Annotated in this window: 21 protein-coding genes; all 21 read right to left on the bottom strand. The window is 29.4% G+C overall.

What is annotated here, in order from left to right:
* Positions 1-368: 368 nt before the first annotated feature.
* On the bottom strand, positions 369-1,016 hold the full coding sequence (locus tag E6248_RS07620) for a tyrosine-type recombinase/integrase (RefSeq protein WP_316340224.1): 648 nt from the start codon (positions 1,014-1,016) through the stop codon (positions 369-371).
* A 24-nt stretch (positions 1,017-1,040) separates the two neighbouring features.
* Positions 1,041-1,391 carry a hypothetical protein gene (locus E6248_RS07615; protein ID WP_316340223.1) on the bottom strand — a complete coding sequence of 117 codons (351 nt, stop codon included), beginning with the start codon at positions 1,389-1,391 and terminating at the stop codon, positions 1,041-1,043.
* A 92-nt stretch (positions 1,392-1,483) separates the two neighbouring features.
* The gene (locus E6248_RS07610; protein ID WP_316340222.1) at positions 1,484-1,915 is read right to left on the bottom strand and encodes a sigma factor-like helix-turn-helix DNA-binding protein; all 432 of its coding nucleotides are present in this window, start codon (positions 1,913-1,915) and stop codon (positions 1,484-1,486) included.
* 20 nt (positions 1,916-1,935) lie between these two features.
* Positions 1,936-2,079 carry a hypothetical protein gene (locus E6248_RS07605; RefSeq protein WP_316340221.1) on the bottom strand — a complete coding sequence of 48 codons (144 nt, stop codon included), beginning with the start codon at positions 2,077-2,079 and terminating at the stop codon, positions 1,936-1,938.
* Positions 2,076-2,303: a hypothetical protein gene (locus E6248_RS07600; RefSeq protein WP_316340220.1), complete on the bottom strand. Its 228-nt coding sequence runs from the start codon at positions 2,301-2,303 to the stop codon at positions 2,076-2,078. Before E6248_RS07600 ends, E6248_RS07605 begins: the two co-directional genes overlap by 4 nt.
* Positions 2,284-2,463, bottom strand: a complete 180-nt coding sequence (locus tag E6248_RS07595; protein ID WP_316340219.1) for a hypothetical protein — start codon at positions 2,461-2,463, stop codon at positions 2,284-2,286. The genes E6248_RS07600 and E6248_RS07595 overlap by 20 nt, the downstream gene beginning before the upstream one ends.
* Positions 2,464-2,535: 72 nt before the next feature.
* Positions 2,536-2,715, bottom strand: coding sequence for a hypothetical protein (locus tag E6248_RS07590; protein WP_316340218.1), 180 nt, complete (start codon positions 2,713-2,715; stop codon positions 2,536-2,538).
* A gap of 42 nt (positions 2,716-2,757) precedes the next feature.
* Entirely contained in the window at positions 2,758-5,331 is a 2,574-nt protein-coding gene (locus E6248_RS07585) for a CHC2 zinc finger domain-containing protein (protein WP_316340217.1), read from the bottom strand.
* An 11-nt stretch (positions 5,332-5,342) separates the two neighbouring features.
* Complete coding sequence (locus E6248_RS07580) at positions 5,343-5,555, bottom strand: hypothetical protein (protein WP_316340216.1); 213 nt, start codon at positions 5,553-5,555, stop codon at positions 5,343-5,345.
* A 4-nt stretch (positions 5,556-5,559) separates the two neighbouring features.
* Positions 5,560-6,435 (bottom strand): helix-turn-helix domain-containing protein, encoded by an 876-nt coding sequence (locus tag E6248_RS07575; protein ID WP_316340215.1) that lies wholly within the window; start codon positions 6,433-6,435, stop codon positions 5,560-5,562.
* Positions 6,435-6,614 (bottom strand): hypothetical protein, encoded by a 180-nt coding sequence (locus E6248_RS07570; RefSeq protein WP_316340214.1) that lies wholly within the window; start codon positions 6,612-6,614, stop codon positions 6,435-6,437. The genes E6248_RS07575 and E6248_RS07570 overlap by 1 nt, the downstream gene beginning before the upstream one ends.
* Positions 6,604-6,843 carry a DUF370 domain-containing protein gene (locus E6248_RS07565; RefSeq protein ID WP_316340213.1) on the bottom strand — a complete coding sequence of 80 codons (240 nt, stop codon included), beginning with the start codon at positions 6,841-6,843 and terminating at the stop codon, positions 6,604-6,606. The genes E6248_RS07570 and E6248_RS07565 overlap by 11 nt, the downstream gene beginning before the upstream one ends.
* Positions 6,830-7,099 carry a hypothetical protein gene (locus E6248_RS07560; RefSeq protein WP_316340212.1) on the bottom strand — a complete coding sequence of 90 codons (270 nt, stop codon included), beginning with the start codon at positions 7,097-7,099 and terminating at the stop codon, positions 6,830-6,832. The genes E6248_RS07565 and E6248_RS07560 overlap by 14 nt, the downstream gene beginning before the upstream one ends.
* Entirely contained in the window at positions 7,099-7,662 is a 564-nt protein-coding gene (locus tag E6248_RS07555) for an ERCC4 domain-containing protein (RefSeq protein ID WP_316340211.1), read from the bottom strand. The genes E6248_RS07560 and E6248_RS07555 overlap by 1 nt, the downstream gene beginning before the upstream one ends.
* Before the next feature lie 127 nt (positions 7,663-7,789).
* Positions 7,790-8,197 carry a single-stranded DNA-binding protein gene (locus E6248_RS07550; protein WP_316340210.1) on the bottom strand — a complete coding sequence of 136 codons (408 nt, stop codon included), beginning with the start codon at positions 8,195-8,197 and terminating at the stop codon, positions 7,790-7,792.
* Positions 8,194-8,379, bottom strand: a complete 186-nt coding sequence (locus tag E6248_RS07545; protein ID WP_316340209.1) for a hypothetical protein — start codon at positions 8,377-8,379, stop codon at positions 8,194-8,196. Before E6248_RS07545 ends, E6248_RS07550 begins: the two co-directional genes overlap by 4 nt.
* Positions 8,379-8,960 (bottom strand): HD domain-containing protein, encoded by a 582-nt coding sequence (locus E6248_RS07540; protein ID WP_316340208.1) that lies wholly within the window; start codon positions 8,958-8,960, stop codon positions 8,379-8,381. Before E6248_RS07540 ends, E6248_RS07545 begins: the two co-directional genes overlap by 1 nt.
* A complete protein-coding gene (locus E6248_RS07535; protein ID WP_316340207.1) occupies positions 8,961-9,134 on the bottom strand; it encodes a hypothetical protein in 174 nt (57 codons plus the stop codon). It lies immediately after the preceding gene.
* A 10-nt stretch (positions 9,135-9,144) separates the two neighbouring features.
* Positions 9,145-9,843, bottom strand: coding sequence for an MBL fold metallo-hydrolase (locus E6248_RS07530; protein WP_316340206.1), 699 nt, complete (start codon positions 9,841-9,843; stop codon positions 9,145-9,147).
* Positions 9,843-10,772 carry a RecT family recombinase gene (locus E6248_RS07525; RefSeq protein WP_316340205.1) on the bottom strand — a complete coding sequence of 310 codons (930 nt, stop codon included), beginning with the start codon at positions 10,770-10,772 and terminating at the stop codon, positions 9,843-9,845. The genes E6248_RS07530 and E6248_RS07525 overlap by 1 nt, the downstream gene beginning before the upstream one ends.
* Positions 10,772-12,236: hypothetical protein (locus tag E6248_RS07520; RefSeq protein ID WP_316340204.1), on the bottom strand; the 1,465-nt coding region annotated here is incomplete at its 5' end. The genes E6248_RS07520 and E6248_RS07525, both read right to left, overlap by 1 nt.

The raw sequence follows: 12,236 nt of genomic DNA, 5'->3' as shown, positions 1-12,236 counted from the left end.
ATATGTAATATTGTAATATTTATATATAATATATAAGCTAAAGCCAACAAATAAGCCATTTTACGCATATTACACTTTTGAAATATTTTTGTAATCAAAGGCTCGAAAAACGTAATAACAAACCCTCAAAACTTTGTAAAGCCTGTGAATAAGCCATTTGTTGATTTATAGTTATTACACTTTTTGAATTAGTTTTGCTAATTTTACACTTAAAAATAGCACCTAGAAATAATTCTAAGTGCTTTATGTTTAATTATCTGTGAATGGTGGATCTCCATCCAAAGTAAATGGAGGATCTATTACAAAACCATATGGTGGATCTACTAAGTTTCTCATATTCTCACTTCCCTTCCAATTAATTATACTAATTAACTTACTGCCATTCTATAGCTATGTTCTATACTTGATTTATTTAATTTAGCATAGATTTGAGTTGTTGCTGCATCTTCATGACCAAGTATTGCTTGTACTACTTCTAATTTCATACCAGAATTTAAAGCATGAGTAGCAAATGTATGTCTAAATATGTGAGGATGTATATGCAATTCTAGTCCTGATTTCATTTGTATTTTATTAATAATTACCTGCATTCCTCGAGAACTTATTTTCCTATTAGGTTTTCTATCAGTAACAAATAAAAATTCAGAATTATCTTCTCTACTCTTAAGATATTTTAACAAGGATCTCTTACATCTTTCAGTAAAATAGACTCTTCTTTCTTTATTTCCTTTGCCTATAACAAGTAATGTTTTATTCACAAAATCAACTTCTTTTGTTTTTACATTTAATACTTCACTTAATCTGCAACCAGTTGATAAAAAGAATTCTAATATAGCTCTTTCTCTCCTGGTAAGCATGCAATCTCTTAATATTTCAACTTGCTCCTCAGTCAAAGGCTTTCTCATTCTCTTAGGTTCTTTTACAGGTTTAATTGATGCACATGGATTCTTTATAATAAATTCTTCATTTTGTAACCATTGAAAAAATAATCTTATAGGTGTCATAAAAGTATTCATAGAGCTTGGGCTTTTCTTTTCTGCTTAACTATACATAAGCATTTTTATGTCTGCTGTTGTAATAGTGCTTACTGGCTTATAGAATACATTTTGTAATTTTCTCAAAGTATACTCATAATTTTTTATAGTTCGGGGAGATAATCCTTCTAATTTTTTAGTTGCTAAGAAATAATTAATCTTCCCCTCTAAATCACTGGTAGTTAATGCTGTTTCCCTGCTAGTTACTTCATAGTTATATAAAACTTCTTCTATAACTTTCTTTACCTTAAGTTGTTCTTGAATATCAACTTCTAAGTGTGGCATTTCCATAGTTAATTTTCCTATAAGCTTAACCATGATTTCATCATTACAGTTTCTATAAAAATTAGTTTCCAAATTTCTCTCCCCCTTGTAATAAAAGCAGAACATAAACTATACTGACATTTCCATGGAGTTTACGCTCTGCTTTATATAGTTTTTATAATATTTTAAAATAACAAGTCTAATACTTGATTTACTGCGTTTCTCTTTATGTTGCATATATACTCTTCAGTAAGATCTAATTTAGCTGCTATCATTTTATTGTTGTATTTCTTGAAGTATCTCATTTCAATTATTAATTTTTCTCTTTCAGTTAATGATCCTATAGCATTATCAACTTTTAATAATTCAATTTCCTTTTGCTTTTGATATCTTAAAAGCTGATTAATCTCATTTTCTCTAGCAACAACTTCATTTTCTACACTAGAATTAAAACTATTAGTGGATTGAGTTCTTTCCTCATATCCTATTGCTCCTGGACCATTAAAGTCATTTTTTATATTTTCTATATCCAATTCTATGTTTTTAATCTGAGCTTTTACTTTGTTGTAATTATAAAGGATTGCCTCAGTCTTCCTATAAAGTGGATTATTATTCATTGGCTCCCTCCTTATGCAAGTCACTTAATTTTTTCTTGCAGATTAGCTTTTTCAGCTTCTAGTTTAGCTTTCTTAGTCCATTCTCTATTATAAATAGCTTGCTTTATCTGCTTGTCTATATTTTCAATTCTTTCTTTATAAATATCTTTAAAATTAATCTTCATTTTAATGTACCTGCCTTGATATAATCTGTACATAGTTTATATTCATCTATAGAATATCTATACCAACTGTTTACTTTTCCTTTTCTAATTAATTTTACATACAGTAATTTATATTTAAGATTATCTTTCCTTAGTTGCTTCCTTACTTTCTTTAAACTTCTATCTTGTAATATAAAAGTTCCTTCATTAGTTAAAGCTAAAGCTCTAATATAAAATCTTTTCATTAAATCCCTCCTCAAATTCCCCATTAAAGGCTCTTATTTCTCTATCATTTATATTTAATATTAATACTCCATCTATACATTTAAGCTTGTCTTGGTCTATTCTAGTGTTAATACATATATGCCCTGCATTATTCCATCTACAAGATACTTTATTACACATATAATCACCTTCTTAACATATTTTATATAGAGTAGACTACTTGAATAGTCCACCCTTTATTTGAATTGCGTATTAAGATATTTCACAATAGTAAATATTCTCAAAATTCTCCATAGAAACATTTGTAACATTTCCTAATGTCATTTCTTCTTTTTCTCTATCTAAAACACCTACCATTACTGGCATATCGCCTTGCTCGTCTAATAATGTACTTAGTATTAATATTAATTCTGATAATTTTAATCCTTTCATCTTACATCCTCCCATTTGATTCGTAATTATTTCAATTCACCTTTAAAATGGCATCGCTTTATCATCAGTAATTTCCATTTCTACTAAACCCAAAGGCTCTACGATTTCAAATAATTTTAAATCTCGTAATTTATCTGCATTATATTCATCCATCCTAACTGTTTTATACAATGAGCTTGGCTGCTTAACACTTGTTGGTACTCCCTCATTAATTAAATAACCTGACTTTCTAGCTTGTTTCCTAAAGTCCTTTATTTTTAAAGGAATAACATCTGCTCCAAATCTTTGAACATGTTCGTATATCAAGTTAATCATTTCTGAAGTTTTGATACATACTTTGGAATTTTTCTTAACTACTACACTATCTGGATAAGCTACTCTAGAATCTTCTATCATTTGATTAAATGTTATAAGCATTTTTTCAACTACGGAATTAACTTCCTCAGCTCCTTCCAGAACTTCAGTTTTAATATTTTCAACTAGATGTTTCTCAAATCCCTTCATTTCTTTTTCCCCTAGTTCTTCTGCTACCTTATTTATAATCTGCATACCACAATGAATATTTATAGCAGTGTTTAAAACTCTATTAGAAAGTTCATTTATTTTATCTGAAGCAATTCTTCTCATCTCCGAATAATCTTCTACACTTAATCCAAGAATTATATCTATAATACTTCTGCCTAATTTTTTAAGTAGATCTTGGTTATCTAATATCCACCCCATATTTTTTTCATGGTCTTTAGTTCTTTCATTTTTAGATAGATAAACTATACAACTTCTTTCTATAAGAGCCTTTTCTGAGTTTGGATAACCTTCTTCACCTACTAAGATAATTGGCCTATCTAGTTTAAATTCAACTGTTTCTAAAGTTCTATTCCCTCTTGAAACACTTGTCCTATCATAAGCATTTCTAAGTATTTCTGATAGCTTAAGAATTTTAAATCTATCTAAAGATGAAGGTTTAAATTCCTCTAGTAACATAGGGTAATTCCCCTCTGATAGTCCTCTAATTAATCCAAATGGAGAAGTTAATCCTATAGACTTAATGTCATTTTTACTCATATTTAATAACGGAACTATTACATTATCTAAAATGGTACTTTTACCACTTCCTGATTCACCGACTATTAATAAATGATGTAATTTATTCTTTAACTCCTGGCTTTGATATACAGTTAAGTCATTAATTATTGTCCCAATTATACTTATACTCTTTTCAGGACTTGCAAATTTAAATAAATGTTTTCTTATCTCTTGAAACTCTTTCTTACTTATTTTCTCTATAGTATTAATTCCATTAGCTATATTGCTATCTGTTTTAATAGCTGCACTAAATTTCTCTTTAGATATAGATCCTTCTTTTGTAATTAAAATTAATTCATCACCATTTTTATAAAACTTAGTTCCTCTATGGACTTCTTCATTCTCTATTGCAAAGTATTTATTTATCCAAATCTTTAATTCAGTAAGTACTTTCACATCACCTATAAAGGATAAATCCATTGTTCCTAAGAAGTTTTTAAAGCTCTTTGTGTCATCAAAAACTGTTGAATATCCATATTTCTCAAAAGTTTCTCCAGTATTTGATTTTAGAATTAGCTTTATTCCTTCTTTATCATCATCAGTAAATTTAATTCTTTTAGCTTCAATTACTTTAAAGTTAGTTATATAGTCCTTATAATACTCTTCATCCTTCTTATCCCATACCCACTTATAAACTCCATTTAAGTTTTGCTGCATTTCGAATCTAGATTTTAAATCTAAACTTCTATAAAACGCATTCTCCAGGTCCTTTTTACTATGTCCATACTCTATCCAGTCAGTTACATCTTTATTATCACCTAATGCTGCTAATCCAGGTAGTTTTATAAACTTAAATTCAACAGCTCCTAGAAATAACTCATTGTAAATTTTCCATGCGTAATTTTCTCCAGCTTGTCCAGTATCGCCACAAACATATATCTTAGCTCCACCAAAGCTTATATTATCCGTTATTCCTTTGAAGCTAGTAGCTTCATAATTAATACCTTTGAAAAGTGAATTAATTGTATTTGCATCTTTTTCACCTTCTACTATTACAATTGCTTTTTCATCTTGGATAGCTTTTAATGTTCTGTAGTAATTATAAGGAACTTCATCATGCCCTCTTTTAGCTTTTACTTTATCTTCTTCAAAGTGATAATAACCATGCTTCTTTTTACCTTCCTTATGGTCAAAAAACTTTGCTTTATAATAGATAGGCTTATTATCCTTATCTACAAAGGTAAATAATCCTAAGAGCTCTTGCCCTTCTCTATACTTTGTAAGTTCCCAACCTATGAAGTTTTTAATTTTATCTTCTAAAAGTTCTCTCTCTGATTTTTCTAAAGGCATTCCCAGATATTCTCTAGCCTTTTTATAATCTAGATTTTTAAGTTTAGATATAAAGTCTATTGCATCACCTGAAGCATCACATCCAAAACATTTAAACTTATATTTATTTTTATCCGGAAAGAACTTAATGCTCATAGAAGGAGTTTTCTCACCATGAAAGGGGCATTTAATAAACCCCTCTCTATTAAATTTTTCTCCTGTTTCCTTCTCTATTAGTAACTTTAAATTAATATCCTCAATCAATTAATCACCCCCTAAAAGCCGTTTAATATCTCTTGTCTAGTCATTTTCCTATTAAGTTTCTTTTCTAATTCATTTCTTAGGTTACTTAACTCAATAGTTATTTGGTTAAACAGATCTAAGTGTTTAATGCATTCCTCAATAGGTTTAGTTGTGAAGAAAGCTTCAGCATTCTTATTTCTGCATAACCAATAGTTATATTTCTTTTTCAAATCAGTAAGGTTCACATTATCACCCTCTAGCTCTTCTGTATTTGTAGTCTAGCACCCCACTTTTAAGAAGCTCTTTTCTCTTCCAACTAACACTTGATAAACTTCTTCCAAGTTCCTCAGCTATTGCTTCATCTGTTATTCCTTTTGTTTTACTACTTATAAGAATATCTACTTCTATAGGCTTCCATGGTAATAAAATCATTTTTGATAACCCTAATTTTCTAGATTTAACTTGTACTGATGTTAAGCTTCTTTTCAGGTCTGATGCTATTTCATTAAATGTTTTTATTTTGTAATTAGCCTTTAAATAATCTACTTCATATTTAGACCAATTTTGATTTTGCCTGGTTTTATTTTTAATATGATTTTTCCTTCTAATATCTACCCATTCTGGTTCAATTCCTAAGATATTCCTCTCTAAGTTAGACAAATTAACATCTTCATTCTTCTCTAACCATTTCCAAAAATCATCAATATCTATTCGCCAGTACTTAGCTTTTTTAAGGACTACTTTCTTTTTAGCTGGAAGTCCTTTAACTTTAATAAAATCCCCAACAGTTTTTCTATCGATACCTAATGCCTTAGCTATGTCACTAGTATTTAACAATCCTGTATTATTTAATGCACTAGTTAAACCAAGTCTTAAGCACTTTCCCTTAATAGCACTTTCGGACTTATTTAAATTCTTAGCTAATGTTTTCAAGGAATACTTTCCATAGTTTTCTTCTAGATAATCAGTATCTTCATCTGACCAAAATCTAGTATTTTCTATTTCATACTTTTTGCAGTAGTTCCATAAAGTTGTTTTAGCTATTCCAAGCTTCTTGGCTGTTTCTTCCTTTGTTAAACCTTGTTTTATATAAAGCTCTACTATCTGCTCCTTACTAACTAACATCAATCAATCCTCCTACTCCCTCTAGGATTTCTGCATCTCCATTTAGCGCTTCTATTTATGCTTCTACAAGCTGATTCTATACAGTAAGTTTCTGCTTGCCTTTCCCCTTCCTCTTTCTGCTTCTTCCTTCTTTGAATATCTTTGTACATAATTAATGCTCTTTCACGATTATTCATCATTCTCTACTCTTCTCACTAGGGTTTTCCTTTCCATAGAAGAAAGAACAATGTAATCACTAGTTGTAAATATTACTGAACAAGTAGGCTTTCCATTACATGCATTAATTGCAAAGCCTCTGTCTTTAGCTTCTCCAACTAGTCTTTTTATAGGGGCAGTATCATACTTTACTATTGCAGTAATTTTATCTTTAGGAACATAATTATAAAATCCAACATTAAGCATCTTCATCAAATTCCCATCCTCTCTCTATTAACTTTTTATAGTGATCTGCTTGTCCATCTACTATAGTCTCTAATGGAATACCTGATAACCTTAATGCATTTAATGAAGATGTAATTTTATCATGAAATTCCTCTATAGCATTTGGAATATCACCTCTTAATATCGCTTTAATAAACTCATTATCTTCTTCAACACATTTATGAATTTGACTTATAAGTGTAGGTTTAATATTGAATTTTAAAGGTTTTAACTCTATTTTCATTAAACTTCTTCCCCCCCTAAATCAATCTCTCCATTTTTTAAGAAGTTTCTAATTGAGTAATATAATTTTCTGTATATAAATTCAGCAGTATCTTCTTTATCTATAAAGATTGTTCCTTTTAAGTATTTATCTGACAACGAATCAAATTTTGCCATTAAGGCCTTCGGATTATATTCACTTCTATAGTTCCCATCTCTCATATTTTGAAGACCGTCTTTTTCTTCAACTATTAAATAAATCTTTATACCTTTAACTAATGCTCTATTAAATTCATCTTCAAATCTATCTGCATCTTTAATGCTTCCTATTAATTCATCTACGCTATTTTTTCTTTCAACTGCCACATTGAAATATAAATCTCTATATATTCCCATTTCAGGTCTAGCTGTAATTATTCCTATATAATCTCCTTCATCTATCTTTTGTCTTTTGCACTTTATACCTTTTTTATTAAATACATTTAATATATGTTCATTCTTTTGCTCTCTAGTATCATACAGAATAACTAAATTTTCTTTTAATAATTTCTTTATCTCAGTATCGCTAAATCTATATCTATGCATCTTTGTCTCTCTCTCTTTCTTCTAATCTACTTATTCTGCTGCTATTTACACATAACCCAAAATCAATAACAGCACATATTATGGCTAAGATTATTAATAAAACTCTCATATATCTATCCCCTTTAAATTAAAATGGCATGTCTCCATCATCTATGGGTGTCATATCTTCTTCAAAATTACCACCGAATCCACTTCCTGAATTATTAAATCCATTGGAATTATTACTTTGTCCATTGCCTATAAAATCAAAACTTTCTATTATTACATCAGTTGTATATCTTTTAGTTCCGTCTTTAGAATCATATGAACCAGTTCTTATGCTTCCTACTACACCTAACTGTCTACCCTTAGTCATATATTGAACAATTATTTCTCCAGTTTTACCAAAACTAATACAATTAATAAAATCAGTTTCATCCTTTTTAAATGGTCTTGTAACTGCTAAAGAGAATCTACAAATCGCTGTTCCATTTCCTTGAGCGTGACTTAGTTCAGGATCCTTTGTAAGTCTTCCGATAAGTATTACTTTATTCATATTTCTATGCCCTCCTCCTCTGCTTGTTTAATTAATCTATTAACTACACTGTTATAAACTGAAACTATTTTTAAAAATTCTTCCTCAGTTAAAGTTCTTGCTAACTCTCTAGTTAACTCTAATAACTGTCTTTGTTGTCCAACTCCTATTGAATTTTTGATAATTATATCTTTTTCTTCCATTATAAAACCTCCCTATGCTCCTCCATTAAGTAACTAGCTTCTAAATCAGCCGTATGAAGTAATACTGCTGCTTTACACATATTCCACGCTGTACTTATGGTATTTAAGTTTTCCTTAGGCTCATATCCACCCATATGCCATCTAATGGAGTAGAGTTCTTCCTTTGTAAGCTTTATGAATGTTTGAATTATTAAGCAACTCTTTTCTCCATGTCCTAAAGGGTTTTGATCCTCTACTGCATAATAAGGAACTTGAATCCACTTTCCATCTTTCTTAGCATTCCTTGTACTAGCAACATAGTAATTAGCTTTACAAATATCGTGAAGTAAAGCAGCTATTGTTACGCTATCTTCTGATAATGAAACTCTATTATCTTTACACTTCTTACTAAATACTTCATATACATTTAAGCTATGTTGACATAATCCACCTTCATAGTTACTATGAAATCTTGTAGATGCTGGAGCACTAAAGAAATCAGTTCCCATTAACCATTTAATTAAATTTTCTATTCCTTCCCTTTTAGTTTTTCTTAGTAATTCTATAAATTTTTCTTGATTAGCAAGCGCTAACAAATCCAATTAAATCTCCCCTTTAATACTTTGTATTTTTATAAACTTATGAGCTAAATCTTTAAGTGATTTAAAATAATCACTGTCTTGCTCTGCTTTTTCCATCTCTGAATCTATGATATTTAAAACAATATTTATTACATAAGGGTTTCCGTCTAATAAGAATTTCTTAAACTCCTCCATAATTCTCCTTTCATATTTCAACTCCTGGAGCTGCTATAATTGTCTCTACTCCAGTAAGTTCATTTATTTCTTTAATGAATTTTTCTGAATTTCCATGGCTATCTGACATATGAATCAAAACTATTTTTTTAGTTCTAGATAAATCCCAAGTTTTCAAAGTATCCTTTAAATTCTCTAAACTCATATGGGATTTTAATAATCTTGCTCTATACTCTGGTAGATCTTCTAGTATTTCTTCGCTATAGTTACATTCAATTAATGCGTAATCTATATCTCTAAATTTATATTTAAGGTAATAAGTATCTGTAGCAAAAATTACATTACCAATCTCTTTATGATGTATTAAAAATCCTAAAGGCTCATTAGTATCATGTTGAGTATTGAATGGAACTATCATAAAGTTACCTATCTCAAAAGGTTTATTATGCTCAATCTCAAAGCAATGCCTATTTAGCTGAAATCTCTCTCGTAGCTCTTCCTTTGTTCCTTTGCTTGTAAATACATCTGTGAATTTCAAAACTTCCTCTATAGCCTTACAATGGTCATTGTGACTATGTGTTAAAAGGCATCCTACAACCTTTGATAAATCAAAATTTAAAGCCTTTTTTATATCTTTTATATTAATTCCACATTCTAGAAGGAGAATTTCTTCTCCAGCTTCTAGAATATAAAAGTTTCCTCTTGAGCCAGTTGCTACAACTCTAATCATTAAAAGTCAGGCTCCTCGTCATTATTTATAGGTTCTTCTACTATTTCAGCTTCAACTTTAGGAGTCTCATTTTTTTCTGATTTTACTTCTTCAACATGAACATCTATAAATTCTTTGTTTCCTTCTTCCTTTATCTCTTCCTTAACTTCTGCTTGAGTTGCTTCTATAATATCTTCCTGGTTATATTTATCCTCTAAGCTATCATTAGTCTTATAAAGTGATTCAACTAACAAATCATTATCATCACTTGTATTAAAGAACTTTTTACAAGCTCTATTGATTACTGTTTTCTTTGCCATTTCCTCAGTGAAATCATTGTGAACTTTTGAATCGTTCTTATATGTCCTACTCATAGACCAAGCTTTCTTTATTTGCTCCATGGTCATTATTTCTGTATGAAGCTTTTCTCCGTTATCACCAATTACTATTGCAAATGCACCTTTTATTTTCTTGTTATCAATGTTCTGGAATTTAGGCTCAAATTCAAAATCAATATTATAAGTATCCTTGTTAAATGCCATATCAAATTTATCACCATCATAAATAGCAAATGCCTTAACATCCTTAACCCCTTTTAGTCTCTTAGTTACAGCTACAGTACCCATATAAGACCTCATAAGAGTTAATTTACCTCCATATGGAACAAAGTAACATTGCTTCTTTACAGGGTTAAGTCCTTGAATAACCATGTTATACATTGATTCAACTATGCTGTTTTTGCTGCATACTTCTAAAGCTTGTTTATAATCACTACCTACCTTTACTTTTACATCTTGTAGCATCAACCAAGCTGCATTAATAGCGTTAGCTTCGTTATAATTAGCTGGTAAAACTATCTCATTATTTTTCTTTAAGCTCTCTATCTTTACTAGCACGTTATTTAGTGCATCTTCCTTAGTTAATGTTAATCCCGCTTCTTTATTTGCCATTAATTCATTACCTCCACTTTTATTTTTTTATCTAAAGTAACCATCAATTTAATTAATTGACTATTACATAACTCTAAGTTATTTACGCTTTCAGCATTATCTACAAATATTGGAGCTGTAACATCATAGTGCTCACATAATGTATTTATAATACTTAATCCAGCATTTATTTGACTTGCTGTATTAGCAGCTGTAAAAGGAACTCCATCTATCAATGCTTCACAAGTTTCTTCAAGTCCTCCATTAACAAGTTGATTGAATAACTTGAATGAAACCCCTTTGAACTTTCTATTAATATTTCCCTCTAAAAGTTCTACCTTGGTTCTTATATACTCTTCGCATAAGAAGTCTTGTCCTTCTAATTCAGCTTGAATAACAGATAAATCCTTCTCTTCTTGCTCAAGCTCCCTTATTCTTAATACAAGCCTTTCATTATTTGATTTTTTGCTTAATTGGGTATTTACTTCATCTAGTTTATAGGATAGTGAATTATACTTAGCTCTTAATTCTAGATTGTTATCTTCAGATATGTTTTCAATGTCTTGAATGGTTAAATTAATCTTATTTTCTAGATCTTCTTTTCCTTCAAATGTTACTTCATTAGAAACACTATAATTTGTAAGCTTGTCCTCAAGCTCCTTACCTTCAATAGTCAACTTTTCAATTTTTGACTTTAAATTAAGAAGATCCTCATTATACTTTTTGATTAACTTTTCATCTTCTTCAATGCTTAGTTTATTTTTTTCTATTATTTGTCCTAATGCTTTCCCTTTAGAGCTTATATTAGAAATTATTTTTTTCTTCAATTCCTCAAATTTTTCTTCATAGTTATCTTTTATTTCAGTTATTTTTTCTTCTTCATACTCTCTCATGCAAGTTGGACAATATTTTGCATCTTCATCAAATTCAAATGTCTTAGCTTTTTCTTCCTTAAATTGCTTTCTTAATTTATCTTGTTCTTTTTCTTTTTCCTTGATGCTTTCTTTACTAAATCCAATTCCTTCCTTAGTTTTGAATATCTTTCTCTCTACTTGCTCAACTTCTAGCTCTATATCTTGTATCTTATAATTAATATCTCTTAACTTAGATTGAAGTTCCTTTAAAGGAGCATTAAGTGTATTCTTAGCTTGATTAAGCTTATCTGAATATTCATTTTTCAATTTATATAGTTGATCCTGAAGCTTTAATTTTTCATCATTGACTTTGGATTTATCTGATATTAATTCATTAACTTTTTCCATTTCAGCTTTTATATCCTTTTTCTTAGCTTCTAAGGATTCAAAATCTTCCTCTGATATTTGCAAGTTACATTCATCAATACGATTAGGAATAGCTTTAATCTGCTCCTTAATTTTTGAGATTTTAGACTTTACTTGTTTCCTTAGCATTTCTACATCATCATCATCATCATTTAAAAGCTTCTCTAAAGGCTTCAGAGATTTGTTATAGTTGATAATATTCTCT

Source organism: Clostridium sp. (assembly GCF_032552055.1).
In the GTDB taxonomy this organism is placed as follows: Bacteria; Bacillota; Clostridia; order Clostridiales; family Clostridiaceae; genus Clostridium.
The sequence above is the reverse complement of the archived record's forward strand: the minus strand, read 5'-3'. Positions and strand labels throughout refer to the sequence as shown.